The following is a 21,999-nucleotide window of genomic DNA, read 5'->3' on the forward strand; positions in this document are numbered from 1 at the left end:
GCGTCGTGGACATTCGAATCGGTATCGCCAACACTCCCCGTGAACTGAGCTTTGAGACTTCGCAGACTTCGGCTGAGGTCGAGTCGATCGTCTCGTCGGCGCTCGAGACGGGCAGCCCGCTGATTCGCATCAGCGACGACAAGGGCAAGGTCTACATCGTGCCGACCGCTGCGTTCGCATACATCGAGGTGGGCACCGAAGTGAGCCACCGCGTCGGTTTCGTCGCCTAACCATGGAGCTGCTGTTCGTCGCGGTGATCGTCGCCGCGTTGGGCCTGGGCATCCGGTACCTGATCCCGGGCCGGAACACCTACGGCGTGGTGCTGCTGCCAGCAGTGGCAACCGCGGTCGGCATGGTGGTCTGGGTGGCATTGCTGTGGCTCGGCTTCACCTTTGACGGCGGCTGGATCTGGGTGATCTCCATCGCCGCAGCCGTGCTGGCTGCTGGCGCTGTCGCTCTGCTGCTCCCGCGCGCACGACACGCCGACGACACGCGACTGCGTCACTCGCTCGGGCTGTAGGCCGCAGCATCCGGATCCCGCAAACCCGCTGATCGCGCTCCAACCCGCCGATCGAGCCTCAACCCGCTGATCGAGCCTGCCGAGATCTGGCCGACTACGCGGTGAGGCCCAGCGCGTCCATCCGGCGGGTGTGCGTCGCGATCAGTTCGGTCAGCACCGGCTCGATGCGGGCCTCGTCGCTGTCGTGATCCTCGGAGTAGACGAGCGACTCGCGCGCCAGCAGGATCGTGTCGCCCATCAACCGGCGACCCCACATCGCCAGGCGCGAGGCCAGCGCCTCATCCGCCTCGATGGCGATTCGCAGCTGCTCGAACAGGGCCTCTTCGGCTGAGTCGCCCGACAGCACCTCGATCGCCTTTTCCGCGTCGTGCCCGGTCAGCCCGCCGGCAAGGCCGACGAAGAAGTCGTCGAGGAACCCGCTGGTGACGTATGCCGTCATCAGCATCTCGTGCCAGTCGTCGCCGCGGACCAGCCGGCGGAACTCGTCGATCCGCGCCGCGGAGCGGTCCATCAGCTCGACCGCCGACTTGCCACGGCGTTCAATCGCCCGCACCAGCTCGTGGTGCTTGTTCAGCGCCAACCGCGCCGCCTCGGCGAGGGCGCGCTTGGCCTCAGTGGTGGGCGCGGCGATCACCGTCAACGACAGCGCTTCGAAGCTCGACAGCTGAAGGTAGGCGACCTGGCCCAGGTAGTCGAGAATGTTCGGGGCAAGCTCCGAAAGCTCGACACGAGCGGCCGAGGAGACAGTGGATCGGGGCTTCACCGTGGGCGCTTCTATGCGGGCGCGCGCACGACTGAACCAATTCACCACGGGCCCAGCATACGGCCCTGCCGTCGGGCGCCCGTGACGGCGGCTAAACTGAATCAGCTTTCCTCTTATATACGACAGGCGTATCCATTTGACTTTCAGTGAACTGGGCATCGAACAAGACTTGGTCGATGCTCTCGCAAGCAAGGGCATCATCGAGCCCTTCCCCATTCAAACCCAGACCATCCCACTCGCGCTCGGCGGCCAGGACATCATCGGTCAGGCGAAGACCGGCACCGGCAAGACGTTCGGTTTCGGGCTCCCGCTCGTGCAGCGCCTCGGCGCCGATCCCGAACCCGGTGTGCAAGCCCTCGTCGTGGTGCCGACCCGCGAGCTCGCGGTGCAGGTGTCCGAGGATCTCGAGCTGGCGACATCCAACCGCCCCACCAGCATCGTCGCTATCTACGGCGGTAAGGCCTACGAGGGCCAGGTGGCCCAGCTCAAGGCCGGAGCGCAGATCGTCGTCGGCACGCCCGGCCGATTGCTCGACCTCGCCGGTCAACGGCTGCTCAGCTTGAAGAACGTCAAGGTGATGGTGCTCGACGAGGCCGACAAGATGCTCGATCTGGGCTTCCTGCCCGACGTCGAGAAGCTGTTCGCGCAGACCGACCCGACCCGGCACACCATGTTGTTCTCGGCGACGATGCCGGGCCCCGTGGTTGCGCTGGCGCGTCGGTTCATGAACCGGCCGATCCACATCCGCGCGACCGACCCCGATGAGGGGCTCACGCAGGCCAACATCAAGCACCTCATCTATCGGGCGCACTCGCTCGACAAGGACGAGGTCATCGCCCGCATCCTGCAGGCCGAGGGTCGCGGCAAGACCGTGGTCTTCACCCGCACCAAGCGCGCGGCCTCGAAGATCGTCGAGGAGCTCACCGACCGCGGCTTCAGCGCCGCGGCGGTGCACGGCGACATGAGCCAGGAGGCGCGTGAGCGCTCGATGGCGTCGTTCAAGGCGGGCAAGAAGGACGTGCTGATCGCCACGGATGTCGCCGCCCGCGGCATCGACGTGGACGACGTCACCCACGTCATCAACCACACCATCCCCGAAGACGAGAAGGCCTACCTGCACCGCGTCGGCCGCACCGGCCGCGCCGGCAAGACCGGCATCGCGGTCACCTTCGTCGACTGGGACGACCTGCACAAGTGGGCGCTGATCAACCGGGCACTCGAGTTCGGCCAGCCGGAACCGACCGAGACCTACTCGTCGAGCCCGCACCTGTTCAGCGACCTGAACATCCCGCACGGTTCCAAGGGCCGCATCAAGAAGACGCCCGCCGCGCCGCACGTCGAGCGGGAGCCGAAGGCTGAAGCCGAGCGCACCCGCACGCGGAGCCGCAATCGCACCCGGTCGGGCGGTGGAGGGTCGGATGCCACGGCCGAAGCCCCTCAGAAGCCCGCAGGCGCCGGCACCCACGACGGCACCGCTCCCGCGCGTCGCAGTCGCTCGCGTCGTCGTCGGCCGAGCTCGGGCGCTCCGCAGACGCCGCCGCCCGCAGCGTAGCCACCTGCCGCTCGGCCGCACCGCCCGTCGTCGCCAGAAACGGCCGGCGCGGTGCGTCGTGCCGGTTCGGTGCGTCCGTGCCGGTTCGGTACGTCCGTGCCGGTTCGGTACGTCAGTGCCCGCTCGAGCGGGCACTGATGTACCGGATGGGCACACACGCGAGCGATCTCCGGTGCGCGGACCCGCCGGGTGCTAGCCCTGGAACGGCTCCGAGCCCGACCCGAGCGCGAGAATTCGCTCCAGCTGGTCGGGTGCGGTGGAGTTCTCCGCCAGCCGGTTCGGCTTGCCGTCACCGTGGTAGTCGCTCGACCCGGTGACGATCAGGTCGTACTTCTCGGCGTAGCGACGCAATTGCGCGCGCCCCGCCTCGGTGTTCTCCCGATGCCCGATCTCGAGCCCCGCGAGGCCCACGTCGATCAGCTCCCGCAGGTGCGACTCGGCGACCACACTGGACCGGCCGTGCGTCGCCGGATGCGCCAGCACCGGAACCCCGCCCGCTTCGGCGATCATCCGGATGCCGTCCCGCGGGCTGGGCGCATAGTGCGGCTCGACATAACCGGTGCGCCAGTGCAGCATGCTCGCGAACGCGGCACTGCGGTTCGGCACGTGCCCACGCGCGACCAGGGCATCGGCGATGTGCGGGCGGCCGATCGTCGCCCCCATCGATGACTGCGCGAGCACGTCGTCCCAGGTGAGGTCGTAGTCGACGGCCAGACGTTCGACGATGCGCTCGGCCCGGTGCAGCCGGCCATCCCGGATGCGCGCCGTCTCAGCGACGATCTCGGCATCCAACGGATCGAACAGGTAACCGAGCACGTGCACGCTGGCGTATTGGATGCGGGTGCTGAGCTCGATCCCGGGGATCAGCAGGACGCCGGTACCGGATGCCGCGGTCATCGCTTCCTGCCAGCCCGCAGTCGAGTCGTGGTCGGTCAGCGCGACCACGTCGAGTTCGGCGGCAACGGCCGCGCGCATCAACTGGGTCGGGGTCTGGGTGCCGTCCGACACACTCGAGTGAGTGTGCAGGTCAATGAGCATTGACGGGTCGGCCTTCGGCATACCCCAATCGTAGGAGCGTTTGCCTGCGCGCTTTCATCGGTCGCGCAGACTCGCGCCGTTATGCTCGCAGGGCCATGTTCGCCCGCCTGCTCGCCGCTCTCGTGACCCTCATCGCCGCAGTATGCCTGCTCGTGGCGGTCTGGCCGCAGCTGTTCGGGCTCGAGCAGGCGCCGATCATCGCCCAGGTCGTCTCCGCACGCGGCGCACTGCTCGCCGGGACGACGCTGGCCGCACTGGCGCTGGTCATCGGCGCTCTCGCGTTCCGCCCCGCCCGACGGTTCTTCGGCACGCTGGCCGCCCTCTGCGTCGGCTTCGCCCTGGTCACCGCGATCGTTCTCGGCACGCGCGGCTTCGGCAATCCGGCCGATACCGCCGCGCCCGACTCCGTCACCGTGCTCACCTGGAACACGCTCGGCGACGCGCCCGGCGCGCAGGTGATCGCCGACCTGGCCGTTGCGGAGCAGGCCGACGTCGTGGCTCTTCCCGAGACGACCGAAGCCACCGGTGTCGAAATCGCGAAGATCATGCGCGATTCCGGCCGTCCAATGTGGGTGCACACTCGCGTCTTCGACCCCGAATACAAGGCGCAGTCGACGACCCTGCTGATCAGCCCAGACCTCGGCACCTACACCCCGGACGAATCCGCGGGCGACACTCGGGTGTTGCCGAGCGTCGTGGCCCGACCGGACGACGGTGACGGTCCAGTGATTGCCGCGGTGCATCCGGTCGCGCCGGTCCCCCAACAGATGCGGAACTGGCGGGCGGACCTGGAATGGGTGTCCGGCCTGTGCAGCGACGGCAGCACCATCGTCGCCGGTGACTTCAATGCGACGCTTGACCACATGGAGGATCTGGCCGGGGACAGCGCCGACCTCGGTACCTGCGTCGACGCCGCCGTGGCCACCGGAAACGGCGCGGTCGGAACTTGGCCGACGTCGTTGCCCGCCCTGGTCGGTACGCCCATCGACCATGTGATGGCAACGCCGGACTGGACGGTCAGCGGGATGCGCGTCATCGACTCCCACGACGATCACGGCAGCGACCACCGGCCGGTCGTCGCTCACCTCACCCGAACCGCAGGAACGACAGGGTAGAAGATAGGACTATGGCTGACTCGACCACGCAGGCGCCCCGCGCCACCTCCAACCGTTCAACCACCCCGGCATCCGACACCTTCAAGCAATACATCTCGCAGGGTTGGGCGGAGCGGCCGGCCGAGACGCTCGCCCCACGGGAGCAGGCCGCCTACGCTGCCGCCCGGCGCATCCGCATCGCCGCACACTACCCCGGCAAGACCCTGGTCATCCCTGCCGGACCGGCCAAGCAGCGGTCGAACGACACCGACTACGCCTACCGTGCGCACTCGGCGTTCTCGCACCTGACCGGCTGGGGCTCGGACACCGTTCCCGGCTCGGTGCTGGTGCTGCGCCCCACCGCCGACGGGCATGAGGCGACGCTGTACTTCCGCGAAAGCGCCGGCCGCGACTCGGACGAGTTCTACGCGAACCCCGAGATCGGCGAGTTCTGGACCGGACCGCGCCCGTCGCTGGCGCAGGTCGCCGCCGAACTGGGGCTGAACACCGCGGACCTGGGCGAGCTGACCGCCGTGCTGGAGCGATCGGATGTCGACACCCTCGTCGTCCGTGAGGCAGACCGGGCGATCACCGACCACATCGATGGACGCCGCCTGCTCACAGCCGAGCCGACCGACCTGTCTTCGCCGGAAACCGACTTCGACGACGAACTAGCGCGCGATTTGAGCGAGCTGCGCCTGGTCAAGGACGAGTACGAGATCAACCAGATGCGACTCGCGGTCGAGGCGACACGGCAGGGATTCAACGACGTCTTCGCGGATCTGCCGCAGGTTGTGGCGCACCCGCGCGGCGAACGGCTGGTCGAGGGCACCTTCAACCGGCGCGCCCGCGCCGAGGGCAACACCGTCGGCTACGACACCATCGCCGCAGCCGGGCCGCACGCGTGCATCCTGCACTGGACCCGGAACGACGGCAAGGTCTCCCCCGGCGACCTGGTGCTGCTGGACGCGGGCATCGAACTGGACAGCCTGTACACGGCCGACATCACCCGCACCTTCCCGGTCAGCGGCACCTTCACGCCGGTGCAGCGCAAGGTGTACGAGGCCGTGCGCGAGGCTGCCGACGCGGCGTTCGCGATCGTGCGCCCCGGCATCCGGTTCCGCGAGGTGCACGCCGAGGCGATGAAGGTGATCGCGGCCCGCACCGCCGAGTGGGGGCTGCTGCCGGTCAGCGCCGAGCAGTCACTGGAGCCGGAACACCAGTACCACCGCCGGTACATGGTGCACGGCACCAGCCACCACCTGGGCCTCGATGTGCACGACTGCGCCCAGGCGCGACGGGACTTCTACCACGACGGCATTGTTGAAGCCGGGATGGTGTTCACGATCGAGCCGGGGCTGTACTTCCAGCCCGACGACCTGACGGTGCCCGAGGAGTTCCGCGGCATCGGGGTGCGTATCGAAGACGACATCCTGGTCACCGAGACCGGCGCCGAGAACCTGTCGGCTGCGATTCCGCGGACTGCGGACGAGGTCGAGGCGTGGGTTCAGGCATCCGTCAAGTAGCCTCGCCCGCCACCCGGTAGCCGCCCGCCTCCGGGCGCTATAGAAACGGCCCCGCGCTAGCGAATGTTCGCTGGCGCGGGGCCGTTTGGCTAGGGCCGCCCACTATTGCCGGGCTGAAGCCGCCCACCATCTACGGGCTGAACTAGTGCACGTGCTTGAAAGCGAGCCGACCGTGCGTGTACGCGGAGCCTGCGCCGACGGCCGAGGCGACCCAGACGGCCTCGGCGATCTCTTCCTCAGTCGCGCCGGCGCGCTGAGCGCTGCGCGTGTGGGACTCGATGCAGTACTCGCATTGCCTCGCGATGCCGACGGCGACGGCCATCAGTTCCCGGTACTTCGCGGGCACGGCGCGGGCCTCATCATCGGCGAACACCGTCTTCGAGAAGTTCGCGTACGCGGCGAGGATGTCCGGGCTGTTGGTCTTGTAGTTCCGCATGAACTGCTTGTCGTCGCGCGGCGTTGTCTCGTCACTCATGTCTGACTTAACGCACAGCAGGTGCCGGTCATTCCGACGGCTGGCCGAGCACCGACTGCGCCTGCGCGGTCAGGTTCGGGTCGATGACGATCTGATAGTTGGTGGCGAGCACCTGCGTCATCGAAGTGAAGTCGCGTTTGCGGCGGTTCAGCCCGTAGGTGGCCAGGCTGAACAGCATGCCGAAACCGGCACCGATCAGGGCGGCGGATGCCACGACGGCAAGATTCGGCGTCGGCGAGAAGATGAACAGCAGCAGCCCGAGGAACAGGCCGAACCAGGCACCGCTCGCGGCTCCGGCGAGCGCGGCGCGGCCGTAACTGAGCTTGCCGGTGACCCGCTCGACGGTCTTCAGGTCGTTGCCGATGATCGAGAGCTTCTTGACGTCGAAGTCCGCCTTGGCGAGAACGTCGACGACCTTCTGCGCCTCGACATAGGTCTCGTAGGTACCGAGCACGTCGCCGCGCGGCACGGAGGGCAACGCGGGCGTGCGGCGTGAGAACGGACTCTGGTTTGTCATTGACCTATTCTCGCACCCGCCAGTGTCGGATTCCCTGAATTACTGGGACGACCGGGCCTGACCGACCGGCTAACCTGTGAATGTGAGCGCCACCAGAGTCTTCGTAGCCCGCCTGGCCGGGTGCTCTGTTTTCGACCCCGCGGGCGATCGCGTGGGCAAGGTTCGCGACGTCCTCGTTGTGTACCGCAAGGATGGCGCGCCCCGCGTGGTGGGCATGATCGTCGAGGTGCCCGGCAAGCGGCGGGTGTTCATGTCGATCGGCCGGGTCACCTCGATCGGCTCCGGACAGATCATCACCACCGGGCTGATCAACCTCCGCCGCTTCGAACAGCGCGGCGGCGAGGTGCGGGTGATCGCCGAACTGCTCGGCCGCAAGGTCTTCCTCGCCGACGGCTCCGGCGAGGCCACCATCGAAGACGTCGCGATCGAAGCGGTGGCCCCCAGCGAGTGGGAAATCGGCCAACTGTTCCTGCGACGGCCCCGCACGAGCGCCGCACCGTTCGGTAAGGGACCCACCGTCTTCGCCGACTGGTCGGAGGTGCGGGAGAAGAACGCAACCGGCGAGACCCAGAGCGCCGAGCACCTGATCGCGACCTACGCCGACCTGCTGCCGGCTGACCTCGCGAACACGCTGCTCGACCTGCCGCCGGAGCGCCGCCACGAGGTGGCCGAGGAACTGTCCGACGACCGGCTCGCCGACGCGCTCGAGGAGATGCCCGAGACGGATCAGGTCGACATCCTGAACGAGCTCGACGACAAGCGCGCCGCCGACGTGCTCGACCACATGCAGCCGGATGACGCCGCCGACCTGATCGCGCAACTCTCCGAGGAGCGCGGTGAGGCGCTGCTCGGCCTGATGGAGCCGGAAGAGGCCGAGGACGTGCGCATGCTGCTCGCCTACGACGCCGACACCGCCGGCGGCCTGATGACGACCGAGCCGATCATCGTCTCGGCCGACGCCACCGTCGCCGAAGCGCTCGCCCTGATCCGCCGGCACGAACTGGCCCCCGCCCTCGGCGCCGCGGTCTGCGTGACGCTGCCGCCCTATGAGACCCCGACCGGCCGGTTCCTCGGCATGGTGCACTTCCAGCGGATGCTGCGCTACCCGCCAGGTGAACGCCTCGGCACCCTGCTCGATCAGAACCTCGAGCCGGTGCGGGCAACCTCATCCGCGGCCGAGGTCTCGCGCATCCTCGCCAGTTATGACCTGGTCTCCGTGCCCGTGGTCGATGACAACCACCGCCTGGTCGGGGTGGTGACCATCGATGATGTCCTCGACTACCTGCTGCCGGAAGACTGGCGAAGTGCGGACGCGGACGAACCCCGTCCGCGCATCCGCAAACGACCGCTCAGCACAGCACAGGGAAGGAGGACCGCACGTGGCACGGAACGATAACAACTCCCGGATGGATGCCCCGAAGGGCCTCCGCACCCCGTTCACCGCACGGTTCCGCGGCCGTGACCGGTTCGGCCGGATGACCGAGTCCTTTGCGCGCGGCATGGGCACGCCCTGGTTCCTGCTCGGGATGACCATCTTCTGTGGCCTGTGGCTGACCTACAACACCCTCGCGTCGCCGGGTAACCAGTTCGACCCTGAGGCGCAGAAGTTCCCGCTGCTGACGCTCATCCTGTCGCTGCAGGCGTCCTACGCCGCACCGCTGCTGCTGCTCGCGCAGAACCGGCAGGACGACCGCGACCGCGTGCAGATCGAGCAGGACCGCCAGCGCGCGGAACGGAACCTGGCCGACACCGAGTACCTCGCCCGCGAGGTGGTCGCCCTGCGGCTGGCCATGAAGGACATGGCGTCGAAGGACTTCATCCGCGGCGAGCTGCGCACCTTGCTCGAGGAACTCGACCGCGACAAGGGCACCTCCAGGGAGCCGACTTCCGGTGGTTGAGGAGCGCCCGACGCAGGAGGACGCGTCTCGAAACCATCCCACTGCAGACTCGATCCGCACCGCGCTCGGCCGGGTGATCGACCCGGAGATCCGCAAGCCCATCACCGAGCTGGACATGGTCCGCGACATCCGGGTCGAAGCCGGTCACGCGACCGTGGGCGTGCAATTGACGATTGTCGGATGTCCGGCGGCTGACACCATCGAACGCGACGTCCGCGCCGCGACAGCCGCCGTTGACGGTGTCACCGAGGTGACCGTCGATGTGACGGTGATGACCCCTGCGCAGCGGCAGGCGCTGACCGAGAAGCTCCGCGGCGGGCGGTCCAAGACGCTGCAGTTCGGCCCGGACTCGCTCACCAGCATCTACGCGGTGACCAGCGGCAAGGGCGGGGTCGGCAAGTCCACGCTGACCGCGAACCTTGCCGTCTCGCTCGCCAGCCGCGGACTCAAGGTCGGGCTGGTCGACGCCGACGTGTTCGGCTTCTCGATCCCCGGCATCCTCGGCATCGAAGGCGCGAAGCCGACGCAGGTGAACGACATGATCCTGCCGCCGGTCGTGCACGGCGTGAAGGTCATCTCGATCGGAATGTTCGTCGAGAACACCTCGACCGCCGTGGCCTGGCGCGGACCGATGCTGCACCGGACGATCCAGCAGTTCCTCACCGACGTGTACTTCGGCGACCTGGACGTGCTGCTGCTCGATCTGCCGCCCGGCACCGGCGACGTGGCAATCACCCTCGGGCAGCTGCTGCCGCACGCCGAGGTGCTCGTGGTCACCACCCCGCAGCCGGCGGCGGCGGATGTCGCGGAGCGCAGCGGTCTCGTCGCCAGGCAGACCGGGCAGAGCGTGCTCGGGGTGGTCGAGAACATGGCGGGGCTCGCACAGGCCGACGGCAGCGTCCTGGAGCTGTTCGGGTCTGGCGGTGGGGCGGAGACCGCTCGGCGCCTGGACGTGCCGCTGATGGCCTCTGTGCCGCTGAGCATCGCGTTGCGGGCCGGCGGTGACACCGGGGAGCCGATCGTGCTTGCCGACCCCGCAGATCCCGCGGCGCAAGCGATCGCATCCGTCGCTGACGTGCTCGCCACCCGCGGCCGCAACCTCGCGGGCCGGAAGCTCGGCTTCAGCGTCAACTGAACCCAGCGCGGCGCACCCCGCTGTGACTCCTACGTGGCCTCGTCGTCGAACGGGGCAGGGCGGCCTTCCTTGAGCATCCGCTGGCGCTGCGCGTACGCGGACTCACGCACGGTCGGCGTCACCGCGACAGCAGCAGCCACCGGCGCCGGGGCGACGTCGTCATCGTCGACCAGCGCCTCGCGAATGATGCGCCTCGGGTCATACTGGCGCGGGTCGAGCTTCTTCCAGTCGACATCGTCGAACTCCGGGCCCATCTCCTCGCGCATGCGGTCCTTGGCGCCATTCGCCATGCGTCGCAGTTGCCGGATCAGTTCGCCGAGCTTGCCCGCGTAGTACGGCAGCCGTTCGGGGCCGAGAAGGAACACGGCAAGGATGCCGATGATCAACAGCTTCTCGAAAGTCAACCCGAACACCCGCCCAGAATAGCCCGGGTTCGCTGGGCCAACCCCCTACCCTTGGGAAAGAGCAAGGAGCGTGCGTGTCTGAAAAAGAATTGAACTGGAAGTTCGCCGAGGAGTTCGTGGTCGAGACTCCCGAAATCATCCAGGCACGCCACCACTCATTGGAGCAGGGCATCGAGCCCATCTCCGCTGCGGTCGGCGCGCAGCTCGCGGTGATCGCCGCGGCCACCAACGCCTCGAACATCGTCGAGATCGGCACGGGGGTCGGCGTCAGCGGACTGTGGCTGTTCACCGGTGCCCCGAACGCCACGCTCACCTCGATCGACAGCGAACTGGATTACCAGCAGACCGCCCGGCGCATGTTCGCCGATGCCGGCATCCCCGCCGCGCGCACCCGCCTGATCACCGGCCGCGCGCGTGAGGTGCTGCCGCGTATGAACGAAGGGTCATATGACATCGTCTTCGTCGACGCCGACCCGCACTCGGTGATCGAATACGTCGAGCACGGCCTGCGCCTCGCGCGTGTCGGCGGCACGGTGCTGGTGGCTCATGCGCTGTGGCGTGACCGCGTCGCAGACCCGGCGCAGCGCGATGACACGGTGGCCGACTTCCGCCTGCTGCTGACTGAGATCGCGGCATCCAGCGCCGTGATCAGCGCCCTCTCCCCCGTGGGCGACGGCCTGCTGCAGCTGACGAAGATCGCCGAATAGAAGCCAGATAGAAGAAGCCGGTGACCGCACTGCGGTCACCGGCTTTTCTGTCTAAGGCCTCGCCTATGCGGAGATTACTCCGGCGAGTGCGTCATGGAGTTCCTTGGCCTCGGCGTCGTTGACCGACACGACCAGGCGACCGCCACCCTCAAGCGGCACCCGCACGATGATGAGACGACCCTCCTTGACAGCCTCCATGGGTCCGTCACCGGTCCGCGGTTTCATGGCTGCCATAAGTCTCCCCTTTCGTTGGATTCCTTACCCATTATCGTCCATGAGTGCTGATCATGAAAATCACGGGGGCGTCCAGTCAGCCCCATCGACCCACCAGCCGATGTACATCCAGCCGATCTGACCGGCGATTCCGAGCAGCACCAGGCCCACCCGGAACAGTCGCGACCGGGGCACAGCGAGCGCCCCGAGCAGCGGGAAGATCGGCATCAGCAGCCGGAAGGTGCTCGACTGCGGGAAGAACACCGCGAGCAGGTAGATCACGTAACTGGCGACCCACAACCGCAAGTCCACGCCGATGCGCTTCACCCATGGGGTGAACATGAACCAGGCGAACAGCACAACCGCAACGAGCAGCAGGAGCGCACCGAGCGGCGCGCCCAGCCACCAGTTGGCTCCCTGCACCCATGGCGTGAAGGGGATCAGGTGCTGGTGGCCGATGTACGCCGCCCGCCACGCCATCTCCGTGTCGGTGTAGGCGGTGAGTGACCCGGTGACCACCCAGGCGATCAGCAGCCAGGCCAGGCCCATCACGCCGCTGAACAAGGCCAGGGACGCGGATGTCACCAGCTCACGCCGCCCGAACGGTTCACGTCGGCGATTCCACCAGCGGTAGGCCACATGCAGCACGAGGAATAAAGCGAACGCGAGCCCCGTCGGGCGCACGAGCGAGGCGACTGCCACGACCGGGAACAGCCACTCGTAGCGGCGCTGCACGACCAGCAGCAGCGAGGTGGTGAGCAGCAGCAGGTGCAGCGACTCGGCATAGGCGACCTGCAGGATCGGGGACAGCGGGGCGACGCAGAACAGCACCACCGAGAACAGTGCCCGGCTCGGGTCGCCGAGCACGTGCAGCATGAGGCGGTAGAACACCAGCGCAGTGCCTGCCGCCGCCAGCACGGAGACCGCCACGGCGACGACGTCGTAAGGCACCAGTGTGAGCTCCGTCAGCAGCCGCACAAGCCACGGGTAGACCGGCATGAACGCCCAGGCGTTCTCACCGACGTGGCCGTCGTCGGTGACCGGCAGCACGTTCGGGTAGCCGGCCATGGCGATGATGTAGTACCAGTGACCGTCCCAGATGGTGGCGAAGTCGGTGTAGTTCGGGTTCGCCGGGGTCCAGGCGTTCTGCTGCTGCTGGCTCGCGAAGACGAGCATGATCGTCGTGGTGACGATGCGGGAGAGGACGAAGACGGCAAGTACTTTCACCCACCAGCGGGTGCGGGTGTAGAGCCTCACCCCTCGGTGAGCCAGGTGCGCAGTCCGTGCTCGCATTCGGTGATCTCCCACACGGCGACTCGTTCGTCGTCAGCGTGCGCCTTCAGTGGGTTGCCCGGTCCGTAATTCACGGCAGGGATGCCGAGCATCGAGAAGCGGGCGACATCCGTCCAACCGTATTTCGGTTTCGCGGCCCCGCCAACCGCGTGCAGGAAGTGTTGAGCGAGCGGCGCGTCAAGGCCGGGCCGGGCGCCCTCCGCCTCGTCGACGACGGTGATCTCGTAGCCCTCGAACAGTTCACGCATGTGGTCGATCGCCTCGGCAACGGAGCGGCTGGGCGCGAAGCGGTAATTGATGTGCAGGTCGGCCTGGTCGGGGATGACGTTGCCGGCGACACCGCCGGAGATGCCGACGGCGTTCAGTCCCTCCCGGTAGACGAGTCCCTCGACCTCGACCTCACGCGGTTGGTAGTCGGCGAGGGTGGTGAGCACCGGGGCGAGGTCGTGGATCGCATTATGGCCGACCCAGGCGCGGGCGCTGTGGGCGCGCAGTCCGCTCGTGCGCAGCTCGAACCGGAGGTTGCCGTTGCAGCCGCCCTCGACCTCGGCGGAAGTGGGTTCGCCAAGGATGGCGAAGTCGCCGACAAGCAGTTCGGGGTGCTCGCGCGCGAGGCGGCCAAGCCCGTTCAGGTCGGCGGAGACCTCTTCGTGGTCGTACCAGATCCAGGTGACATCCACGGCCGGGACGGTCAATTCCGCGGCGAGCTTGAGCTGCACCGCGCAGCCGGCCTTCATGTCGACCGTGCCGCGCCCCCAGAGGTATTCCACGCCGTCGATGCGTTCGAACCGGGTTGGGAGGTTGTTGTTCACCGGCACGGTGTCGATGTGCCCGGCGATCACCACGCGCTGACGGCGGCCCAGGTTGGTGCGGGCGACGATCGCGTCGCCGTTGCGAGTGATCTCCAAATGATCGTGCCCTTCGAGGGCAGCCTGGATGGCGTCGGCAAGATGACGCTCATTGCCCGAGACGGACTCGATGTCGCACAACTGGCGAGTGATATCAATCGAGGTCTGGGTGAGATCGAGGATCGGAAGGGTGGGGTCGGTCACCGGCACCATGTCAGCTTAGCGATGCTCGGCAATCGATACCCTTGATGCATGACTTCACGCACGGCTTGGGGCTACGGCCTCGTCACCATCGCCGCGAACGGCACCACCCTCGACTCCTGGTTCCCGAACCCGCAGCTCGGCGCGCGGCCGGCCGAACAAGACCCGTACATCGCCCCCGCGGAGCTCGACAGGCAGACAGGCACCGACGAGCGCCGCAACGTGCGTATCGACTTCACCACGGTGGAGATCGACCTGGATGCCGCGCCCGCTTCCACCCCGGACGCCTACCTGCGCCTGCACCTGCTCAGCCACCTGCTGGTCGCCCCGAACAGCATCAACCTCGACGGAATCTTCAGCCACCTGCCGATCGTCGTCTGGACGACTGCCGGCCCGGTGCATCCGGATGATTTCACCACCCGTCGGATGTCGCTGCAGCGCGCCGGCATCTCGGTGGTGTCGATTGACAAGTTCCCGCGTCTGCTCGACTATGTCGCCCCGGCGGGCGTGCGCATCGGCGACGCCAACCGGGTGCGCCTCGGCGCGCACCTCGCCCCGGGCACCACGGTCATGCACGAGGGCTTCGTGAACTTCAACGCCGGCACGCTCGGCGCCTCCATGGTCGAGGGCCGGATCTCGCAGGGCGTCGTGGTCGGTGACGGTTCGGATGTCGGCGGCGGCGCGTCGATCATGGGCACCCTGTCGGGTGGTGGCACCCAGCGTGTGGCGATCGGCCAGCGGGCGTTGCTCGGCGCGAACTCCGGCATCGGCATCTCGATCGGTGACGACTCGGTCGTCGAGGCGGGCCTGTACGTGACGGCCGGCACCAAGGTGGCGGTGCTCGACGGCGTGGCCGCCCCGGGCGGCGGTCCGCGCACGGTCAAGGCGGTCGAGCTGAGCGGGGTTCCCGGGCTGCTGTTCCGGCGCAACTCGCAGAGCGGTGCCGTCGAGGTACTCCCCCGCTCCGGCCACGGTGTCGTGCTGAACGAGGCACTGCACGCGTAACCGGTTGTGCGTAACGCGCAGCACTGTCGGTTACTGAGGATTTCAAGCGACACGCCGGGCAACCCGGCTGATTGAAGCGGCGTGGCGCAGGAAGCTCCTCACTTAGCGACCGGCCTGCATGGAGCGACGAGTTCGCGTCGACGCCGGCGCATCAGCGCACCGTTCCCACATAACTCAGGAGTTTCGCGAAACACGCCGCGGAAACGTCCCGCCTGAGCGGCGTGCCACCGAAAAAGTCCTGCGTTATGCAGCCTCGCCTGCGTCGGTAACCGAGGAGATGAGGCACCACGCCGTGCAACTTGGCTGATTGAAGCGGCGTCGCGCAAAAGCTCCTCACTTAGCGACGGGCCTGCATGGAGGAGGAGTTGGTGCACACCCCGCAAACGAGCAAACCCCGCCCGAAAGCCCGGGCGGGGTTTGCTGACTGAGTGAACTCAGCGGTGGTTGGTGGGCCACTCGCGGGCCGGATGCCCCGTGTACAACTGCTGCGGACGGCCGATCTTGGTCGCGGCATCCGCGTTCGCCTCACGCCAGTGCGCGATCCAGCCGGGTAGCCGGCCGATCGCGAACAGCACCGTGAACATGCGGGTCGGGAAGCCCATCGCCTTGTAGATGACGCCGGTGTAGAAGTCGACGTTGGGGTACAGCTTGCGGCTCACGAAGTAGTCGTCGGCGAGGGCGGCCTCTTCGAGCTCCATCGCGAGTTCGAGCAGCGGGTCGTTCACGCCGAGGGCGTTCAGCACCTGCTCGGCGCTCTCCTTGACCAAGGTCGCCCGCGGGTCGAAGCTCTTGTACACCCGGTGGCCGAAGCCCATCAGGCGCACGCCCTCTTCCTTGTTCTTGACCCGCTCGATGAAGCGCTTGACGCCCTCACCGGAGTCGCGGATCTCGGCCAGCATGTTCAGCACGGCCTCGTTCGCCCCGCCGTGCAGCGGGCCGTAGAGCGCGTTGATGCCGGCCGACACCGACGAGAACAGGTTGGCCTCGGTCGAGCCGACCAGTCGCACCGTGGAGGTGGAGGCGTTCTGCTCGTGGTCTTCGTGCAGGATCAGCAGCCGGTCGAGGGCGGCGCTGACCACCGGGTTCACCTCGTACGGTTCGGCCTGGGTGCCGAAGTTCAGCCGCAGGAAGTTGTCGACGAAGCTGAGCGAGTTGTCCGGGTACAGGAACGCCTGCCCGAGGCTCTTCTTGTGCGCATACGCCGCGATCACGGGCAGCTTGGCGAGCAGCCGGATCGTGGAGATCTCGATCTGCTCCGGGTCGTGCACGCTGAGCGAGTTCTCATAGAACGTCGACAGTGCCGAGACCGCGCTCGAGAGCACCGACATCGGGTGTGCGGTGTGCGGCAGCGCGTCGAAGAAGCGCTTGAGGTCCTCGTGCAGCAGGGTGTGGCGGCGGATCTTCTCGTCGAACTCCGCCAGCTGCGTCGCGGTCGGCAACTCACCGTAGATGAGCAGCCACGCCACCTCGAGGAAGGTCGAGTTCTTGGCGATGTCTTCGATCGCGTAGCCGCGGTAGCGCAGGATGCCCGCATCACCGTCGATGTACGTGATCGCGCTCTTGGCGGCGGCGGTGTTCACAAACCCGTTGTCGTAGGTGTTGAAACCGGTCTGCTTCTTGAAGGTCGAGATGTCGATGACGGATGCCCCGTCAGCACTCTTGACTATCGGAAAATCGGCGGTACCCCCGGGAAAGTGAAGAGTGGCCTTCTGAGAGTCGTCGGCGAGATCATTCACGGCTACAGCCTATTGGAGTCCCGAGGCTACTGTGACAACCGCCAAAGCGAGCGCGAATCCGTTAGGCGAAATCGCCAAGCCGGCCCGCGGCGGCCCGGATCCGTTCATCGGATGCCGTCAATCCGACCCGCACGTGCCTGGACATCTCATCCCCGTAGTAGACGCCCGGGGCGCACAGGATGCCGGCGTCCGCGAGTCGTCCGACGGTCTCCCAGGCCGGCCGGTCCTCGGTCACCCAGAGGTAGAGGCCTGCGGTGCTGGCGTCGATCCGGAACCCGGCGCCCTCGAGCGCGGGAACGAGGATGTCGCGGCGGGCCCGGTACTTCTCACGCTGTTCGGCGACGTGCCGGTCGTCGGCCAGGGCCACCGTCATCGCGTGCTGCACGGGCGCAGGCGGCATGAGCCCGGCGTGCTTGCGCACCGCAAGCAGCCGCTGCACCAGCCGAGCGTCGCCGGCGATGAACCCGGCGCGGTACCCGGCCAGGTTCGACTGCTTGCTGAGCGAGTACACCGACAACAGGTCTCTCAGATCTCCGTCGCTGACCCGTGGATCAAGGATCGAGGGGGTCGGCTCGTCGCCCGCCCAGTTCAGTTCGGCGTAGCACTCGTCGTTCACGATCACCGCGCCGAGTTCCCGTGCCCGCGCAACCGCAGCGCGCAGGGCGTCCGTCTCAAGCACGCCGCCGTCCGGGTTGCCGGGGCTGTTCAACCAGACCAGGCGCGTGTTCGCCGGCCAGCGGCTGGGGTCGGACTCGGCAATGGCGTCGGCGCCGGCCAACGCCGCACCGATCGCATAGGTCGGATAGGCGACCGCGGGGTACACCACAGCATCGCCCGGCCGTACGCCGAGCATGAACGCGAGCGAGGCGACCAGTTCCTTCGAACCGATCGTCGGCATCACGTTGTCCGGGCTGAGGCCGGGCACGGCGCGACGGCGCGCGTACCAGGCGACGATGCCCTCGCGAAGCGCCGGCGTTCCCGCCGTGGCCGGGTAGGAGTGCGCGTCAGTGGCCTCGGCCAGGGCATCCCGAATCAGCTGCGGGGTCTCATCGACCGGCGATCCGACCGAAAGGTCGACCATCCCACCGGGATGCTTCCGCGCGGTCTCGGCGTACGGCTGCAGTGAGTCCCAGGGAAAGTCCGGCAGGTCCAGCGGCCGCACTAGCCGGCCTGCGGCGGCAGGGCTGCGACCACCGGGTGGTCACCGGCGATCTTGCCCACCTTGGCGGCGCCGCCGGGGGAACCGATCTCGTCGAAGAACTCGACGTTCGCCTTGTAGTAGTCCGCCCACTGCTCGGGCAGGTCGTCCTCGTAGTAGATCGCCTCGACCGGGCAGACCGGCTCGCAGGCGCCGCAGTCGACGCATTCGTCGGGGTGGATGTACAGCATCCGGTCGCCCTCGTAGATGCAGTCAACGGGGCATTCGTCGACGCAGGCGCGGTCGAGAACATCGACGCAGGGAAGGGCGATGACGTAGGTCACGGCTGTACACGTTCCTTTACTTCGGGGACAGTATCCATCCTACGCGCGGGCAGCCGCGGCCACGCGAGCACCACGAATGCCACGACCGCGGGACCGAAGGTCCACCAGTAACCGAGATCCGTCGCCGGGACCAGCACGGAGCCGCCCGGCCCGCTGCCGGAGAACATCGCGACGGCGCCGAGCACACCGACCGCGGCCGCGGCGGCGGTCAGCCGGCTGGCGAACAGGACGCGGAACCCGCCGAGCAGGCAGAGCACCATCAGCAGGGCCAAGGCAATCCCGAACGGCGGGATGCTCTGGTGTGTCGCGGTGCCGATGGCTCCGGCCAGTGCGCCGGTCATGAGGGCGAGAACGGATGCCGCGATCTTCGGCCAGACCCCGGCGAGCTTCCCGCTCCGACCGTCGGCGGCGGTCTCCTCGGCTTGCAGGGGCAGGTAGTACTCCACGTCGGCGATCGGTGTGACGGTGCCGTTGGACAGCTCATAGCTGGTCTCGGTCACCCGCAATTGGGTGGAATGCGCCGTCAGCGCGGCTCGTTTGCGGTCGAGCACCGCGCTGACATCGACCGGGATGGCGCCTTCGGCGTTCTCTGATGCGATCGCCCAGAAGTGCGCACCGGCGACATCCGCCGCCAGCTTCGCCGCCGTGTGCGCGCGCACGTGGTCCGGGTGACCGTAACCGCCGTCGCGGTCGTAGCTGATCACCAGGTCAGCGGATGTCTCGGTGATCACGGCGGCGATGTCGGATGCCACCTCGCCGAGCGTCGCCGCTGACAATGACTCCGCAGAGATGCCCGGCAGCGGTTCCGCCCCGTTCTCGCCCCACTGCATGCCCGAGTCGAGGTAGCGGCGCGGCTCACGGCCCGGCCAACGGGCGTTCTCGTCGCCAAGGAAGCGCTGGTCGGTCACCCCGAGCGCCGCGATCGCGTTCGCCAGTTCCAGCTCGCGCAGGCCGGCGAGGGCATCCGTCCCCTGCAGGTGCCGGAGCTCCTCGGGGATGACCTCACCGAGTTCGCCACGGGTCAGCGTGAGAACGGTGACGGGGGTACCCGCGTCGATCAGCGCCGCGATCGTCCCACCGGTCGAGATGGATTCGTCGTCAGGGTGAGCGTGAACGAAGAGCACATGTCTCGGCACTGTGCCCGCCCGGTCAGCGAGGCGTGACGACGTACGTCGCGACGGCAACCCCATCGGTCGTGGTGACGGTGAGGGTGACCGTGTAGGCGGAGGAGGTGAACGTCCCGAATCCGCTGGACGGGTCGGAGCTGATCCCCGAACCACTGAATCCGGCGTCCTCGAGCAGCTTCTGCGCGGCGGTGAACTCGGTGGCGGAGGTCAACTCGATCCGCGCGGCCCAGCCGGAATTGTTCGGTCCCGTGCCGCCGCCGAGCACGGTCCCGGGAACCAGCGGCACGCCAGCCGGGAAGCTCTCGGGCAGCGATCCGTCGGTGGTCAGCTCAGCGCCCCCGAGCGCCTCGGAGACGAGACCCTCAACTCCCCCGCTCAGCTGTTCGACGCCCTCGTTGACGGCCCCTTCCACCACATTGTCGACCACGCTGCACGCGGACAGGGAGGCAGTGAGAGTGGCCGCAAGCGCGGCGGCGATCAGTGTGCGACGCATAGGGTCAAGCATCCTGTTTCTTGAGTCGTGAGGTCAGCCGGGCACGAGCGTTCTGGTCGAGCTCCACCTTACGGATGCGCACCATGCCGGGCGTGACCTCGACACACTCGTCCTCACGGGCGAACTCGAGGCACTCTTCCAGCGACAGCTGCCGAGACGGGGTCATCGACTCGAAGTTGTCGGCGGTCGACTGACGCATGTTGGTCAGCTTCTTTTCCTTGGTGATGTTGACGTCCATGTCGTCGGCACGCGAGTTCTCGCCGATGACCATGCCCTCGTAGACCTCTTCGGTCGGGTTGACGAAGAAGGTCATGCGCTCCTGCAGGGCGATGATCGCGAACGGGGTGACCACACCGGCACGGTCGGCCACGATCGAGCCGTTGCTGCGCGTGTTGATGCTGCCGGCCCACTCGTCGTAGCCGTGGAAGAGCGCGTTGGCGATGCCGGTACCGCGGGTGGCGGTGAGGAACTCGGTGCGGAAGCCGATCAGGCCGCGCGAGGGCACGATGAACTCCATGCGCACCCAGCCGGTGCCGTGGTTCGACATGCCGTCCATGCGGCCCTTGCGGGCGGCAAGCAACTGGGTGATCGAGCCGAGGTATTCCTCCGGCGCGTCGATGGTGAGGTGCTCGTACGGCTCGTGAACCTTGCCGTCGACCTTCTTGGTCACAACCTGCGGCTTGCCGACGGTGAGTTCGAAGCCCTCACGGCGCATCTGCTCGACGAGGATCGCGAGCGCCAGCTCGCCGCGGCCCTGCACCTCCCAGGCATCCGGACGCCCGATGTCGACGACCTTGAGCGAGACGTTGCCGACCAGCTCCTTGTCGAGGCGGTCCTTGACCATGCGCGCGGTGAGTTTGTGGCCCTTGACCTTGCCGACCAGCGGCGAGGTGTTGGTGCCGATCGTCATCGAGATCGCCGGGTCGTCGATCTGGATGGTCGGCAGCGGGCGAGGGTCTTCGGCGTCGGCCAGGGTCTCGCCGATGGTGATGTCGGGGAAACCGGCGACGGCGACGATGTCGCCAGGGCCGGCGGACTCGGCCGGGTAGCGGTCAAGCGCCTTGGTGATGAACAGCTCGGTGACGCGCACGTTGTGCACGCTGCCGTCATGCTTCATCCAGGCGACGGTCTGGCCCTTCTTGATGGTGCCCTGGAAGACACGCAGAAGCGCGAGGCGACCGAGGAACGGCGAGGAGTCGAGGTTGGTGACCCAGGCCTGCAGCGGGTGCTCGTCGTCATAGGTGGGCGCCGGGATGTGCTTGAGGATCGCCTCGAACAGCGGCTCGAGGTCGGCGTTGTCCGGCAGCTCACCGTTGGCGGGCTTGTTCGCGCTGGCGGCACCGTTGCGGCCGGAGGCGTAGACGACGGGAACGTCGAGGATGGCGTCCAGGTCGAGGTCGGGAACCTCGTCTGCCATGTCGCTGGCCAGTCCCAGGAGCAGGTCCTGGCTCTCGGCAACGACCTCGTCGATGCGCGCGTCGGCACGGTCGGTCTTGTTCACCAGCAGGATGACGGGCAGCTTGGCGGCCAGCGCCTTGCGCAGCACGAAGCGGGTCTGCGGCAGCGGGCCCTCACTGGAGTCGACCAGCAGCACAACGCCGTCGACCATGCTGAGGCCGCGCTCGACCTCACCGCCGAAGTCGGCGTGGCCGGGGGTGTCGATCACGTTGATGGTGATCGGCTTGTCGCCGGCGTGCAAGCCGTTGTAGGAGACGGCCGTGTTCTTGGCGAGGATCGTGATGCCCTTTTCGCGCTCCAGCTCGTTGGAGTCCATGGCGCGCTCTTCCAGGTGCTCGTGCGCGCTGAAGGAGTTCGTCTGCCGGAGCATGGCATCGACGAGCGTCGTCTTGCCATGGTCGACGTGCGCGACGATGGCGACGTTACGAAGGTCTGAGCGAGTGGCGATTGCCATGCGAGGGTTTCCTCAATGTGAAGTCGAGATCTGCGGGGATGCCCGCGACGAACGATTCTA

Annotated in this window: 24 protein-coding genes; 10 read left to right on the top strand and 14 right to left on the bottom strand. The window is 67.6% G+C overall.

Features of this window, described 5'->3' with window-relative positions:
* Positions 1–5 precede the first annotated feature (5 nt).
* Complete coding sequence (locus GO591_RS10125; RefSeq protein ID WP_157156707.1) at positions 6–230, top strand: DUF3107 domain-containing protein; 225 nt, start codon at positions 6–8, stop codon at positions 228–230.
* 2 nt (positions 231–232) lie between these two features.
* Complete coding sequence (locus GO591_RS10130) at positions 233–520, top strand: hypothetical protein (RefSeq protein ID WP_157156708.1); 288 nt, start codon at positions 233–235, stop codon at positions 518–520.
* A 94-nt stretch (positions 521–614) separates the two neighbouring features.
* Here the strand turns inward: GO591_RS10130 and GO591_RS10135 are convergent, their stop codons facing one another.
* Positions 615–1,331 (bottom strand): ferritin-like fold-containing protein, encoded by a 717-nt coding sequence (locus GO591_RS10135; protein ID WP_157156709.1) that lies wholly within the window; start codon positions 1,329–1,331, stop codon positions 615–617.
* A gap of 88 nt (positions 1,332–1,419) precedes the next feature.
* Here GO591_RS10135 and GO591_RS10140 point away from each other — a divergent pair, with 88 nt between their 5' ends.
* Positions 1,420–2,835, top strand: a complete 1,416-nt coding sequence (locus tag GO591_RS10140; RefSeq protein ID WP_157156710.1) for a DEAD/DEAH box helicase — start codon at positions 1,420–1,422, stop codon at positions 2,833–2,835.
* A gap of 192 nt (positions 2,836–3,027) precedes the next feature.
* On the opposite strand, the gene GO591_RS10145 is transcribed toward GO591_RS10140, so the two are convergent.
* Positions 3,028–3,894 carry a PHP domain-containing protein gene (locus GO591_RS10145; RefSeq protein ID WP_157156711.1) on the bottom strand — a complete coding sequence of 289 codons (867 nt, stop codon included), beginning with the start codon at positions 3,892–3,894 and terminating at the stop codon, positions 3,028–3,030.
* Positions 3,895–3,968: 74 nt separating this feature from the next.
* On the opposite strand from GO591_RS10145, the gene GO591_RS10150 reads away from it, so the two are divergent.
* Together GO591_RS10150 and GO591_RS10155 are read left to right on the top strand one after the other, a co-directional pair.
* Positions 3,969–4,988 (top strand): endonuclease/exonuclease/phosphatase family protein, encoded by a 1,020-nt coding sequence (locus tag GO591_RS10150; protein WP_157156712.1) that lies wholly within the window; start codon positions 3,969–3,971, stop codon positions 4,986–4,988.
* 11 nt (positions 4,989–4,999) lie between these two features.
* Positions 5,000–6,493 carry an aminopeptidase P family protein gene (locus GO591_RS10155; RefSeq protein WP_157156713.1) on the top strand — a complete coding sequence of 498 codons (1,494 nt, stop codon included), beginning with the start codon at positions 5,000–5,002 and terminating at the stop codon, positions 6,491–6,493.
* A gap of 142 nt (positions 6,494–6,635) precedes the next feature.
* Here the strand turns inward: GO591_RS10155 and GO591_RS10160 are convergent, their stop codons facing one another.
* Together GO591_RS10160 and GO591_RS10165 are read right to left on the bottom strand one after the other, a co-directional pair.
* A complete protein-coding gene (locus GO591_RS10160) occupies positions 6,636–6,968 on the bottom strand; it encodes a carboxymuconolactone decarboxylase family protein (RefSeq protein ID WP_157156714.1) in 333 nt (110 codons plus the stop codon).
* Positions 6,969–6,996: 28 nt separating this feature from the next.
* Positions 6,997–7,485: a YflT domain-containing protein gene (locus GO591_RS10165; protein ID WP_157156715.1), complete on the bottom strand. Its 489-nt coding sequence runs from the start codon at positions 7,483–7,485 to the stop codon at positions 6,997–6,999.
* A gap of 82 nt (positions 7,486–7,567) precedes the next feature.
* Here GO591_RS10165 and GO591_RS10170 point away from each other — a divergent pair, with 82 nt between their 5' ends.
* Genes GO591_RS10170 through GO591_RS10180 form a run of 3 tightly spaced genes read left to right on the top strand, consistent with a single transcriptional unit; the run spans position 7,568 to position 10,518 of the window.
* Entirely contained in the window at positions 7,568–8,881 is a 1,314-nt protein-coding gene (locus GO591_RS10170; protein WP_157156716.1) for a magnesium transporter MgtE N-terminal domain-containing protein, read from the top strand.
* Positions 8,865–9,383 carry a DUF1003 domain-containing protein gene (locus GO591_RS10175; RefSeq protein WP_370455272.1) on the top strand — a complete coding sequence of 173 codons (519 nt, stop codon included), beginning with the start codon at positions 8,865–8,867 and terminating at the stop codon, positions 9,381–9,383. Before GO591_RS10170 ends, GO591_RS10175 begins: the two co-directional genes overlap by 17 nt.
* Complete coding sequence (locus GO591_RS10180; RefSeq protein WP_232466129.1) at positions 9,376–10,518, top strand: Mrp/NBP35 family ATP-binding protein; 1,143 nt, start codon at positions 9,376–9,378, stop codon at positions 10,516–10,518. Before GO591_RS10175 ends, GO591_RS10180 begins: the two co-directional genes overlap by 8 nt.
* A 29-nt stretch (positions 10,519–10,547) precedes the next feature.
* Here GO591_RS10180 and GO591_RS10185 read toward each other — a convergent pair whose 3' ends face one another.
* Entirely contained in the window at positions 10,548–10,931 is a 384-nt protein-coding gene (locus GO591_RS10185; protein ID WP_157156717.1) for a sec-independent translocase, read from the bottom strand.
* Positions 10,932–10,996: 65 nt separating this feature from the next.
* On the opposite strand from GO591_RS10185, the gene GO591_RS10190 reads away from it, so the two are divergent.
* Entirely contained in the window at positions 10,997–11,629 is a 633-nt protein-coding gene (locus tag GO591_RS10190; protein ID WP_157156718.1) for an O-methyltransferase, read from the top strand.
* Positions 11,630–11,692: 63 nt separating this feature from the next.
* Here GO591_RS10190 and GO591_RS10195 read toward each other — a convergent pair whose 3' ends face one another.
* From GO591_RS10195 to dapE, 3 genes are read right to left on the bottom strand one after another with little or no spacing between them, the layout of a single operon-like run.
* The gene (locus tag GO591_RS10195) at positions 11,693–11,863 is read right to left on the bottom strand and encodes a DUF3117 domain-containing protein (RefSeq protein ID WP_157156719.1); all 171 of its coding nucleotides are present in this window, start codon (positions 11,861–11,863) and stop codon (positions 11,693–11,695) included.
* Positions 11,864–11,923: 60 nt separating this feature from the next.
* Entirely contained in the window at positions 11,924–13,099 is a 1,176-nt protein-coding gene (locus tag GO591_RS10200) for a mannosyltransferase family protein (RefSeq protein WP_232466130.1), read from the bottom strand.
* Positions 13,096–14,187, bottom strand: coding sequence for a succinyl-diaminopimelate desuccinylase (gene dapE, locus GO591_RS10205; protein WP_157156721.1), 1,092 nt, complete (start codon positions 14,185–14,187; stop codon positions 13,096–13,098). The genes GO591_RS10200 and dapE overlap by 4 nt, the downstream gene beginning before the upstream one ends.
* A 48-nt stretch (positions 14,188–14,235) precedes the next feature.
* Here dapE and dapD point away from each other — a divergent pair, with 48 nt between their 5' ends.
* A complete protein-coding gene (gene dapD / locus GO591_RS10210) occupies positions 14,236–15,189 on the top strand; it encodes a 2,3,4,5-tetrahydropyridine-2,6-dicarboxylate N-succinyltransferase (protein WP_157156722.1) in 954 nt (317 codons plus the stop codon).
* A gap of 434 nt (positions 15,190–15,623) precedes the next feature.
* Here dapD and GO591_RS10215 read toward each other — a convergent pair whose 3' ends face one another.
* The 6 genes from GO591_RS10215 to typA form a co-directional block, all read right to left on the bottom strand.
* Positions 15,624–16,925 carry a citrate synthase gene (locus GO591_RS10215; protein WP_157156723.1) on the bottom strand — a complete coding sequence of 434 codons (1,302 nt, stop codon included), beginning with the start codon at positions 16,923–16,925 and terminating at the stop codon, positions 15,624–15,626.
* Between the two features lie 61 nt (positions 16,926–16,986).
* Complete coding sequence (dapC, locus tag GO591_RS10220) at positions 16,987–18,087, bottom strand: succinyldiaminopimelate transaminase (protein ID WP_157156724.1); 1,101 nt, start codon at positions 18,085–18,087, stop codon at positions 16,987–16,989.
* Positions 18,087–18,407, bottom strand: coding sequence for a ferredoxin (fdxA, locus tag GO591_RS10225; RefSeq protein WP_157156725.1), 321 nt, complete (start codon positions 18,405–18,407; stop codon positions 18,087–18,089). The genes dapC and fdxA overlap by 1 nt, the downstream gene beginning before the upstream one ends.
* Entirely contained in the window at positions 18,404–19,531 is a 1,128-nt protein-coding gene (locus GO591_RS10230) for a PIG-L family deacetylase (RefSeq protein WP_157156726.1), read from the bottom strand. The genes fdxA and GO591_RS10230 overlap by 4 nt, the downstream gene beginning before the upstream one ends.
* Positions 19,532–19,556: 25 nt before the next feature.
* On the bottom strand, positions 19,557–20,027 hold the full coding sequence (locus tag GO591_RS10235) for a hypothetical protein (RefSeq protein ID WP_157156727.1): 471 nt from the start codon (positions 20,025–20,027) through the stop codon (positions 19,557–19,559).
* A gap of 4 nt (positions 20,028–20,031) precedes the next feature.
* Positions 20,032–21,939 (bottom strand): translational GTPase TypA, encoded by a 1,908-nt coding sequence (gene typA / locus GO591_RS10240; protein WP_157156728.1) that lies wholly within the window; start codon positions 21,937–21,939, stop codon positions 20,032–20,034.
* Positions 21,940–21,999: the final 60 nt, after the last annotated feature.

It is taken from the genome of Diaminobutyricimonas sp. LJ205 (genome assembly GCF_009755725.1).
Lineage (GTDB): Bacteria > Actinomycetota > Actinomycetes > Actinomycetales > Microbacteriaceae > Ruicaihuangia.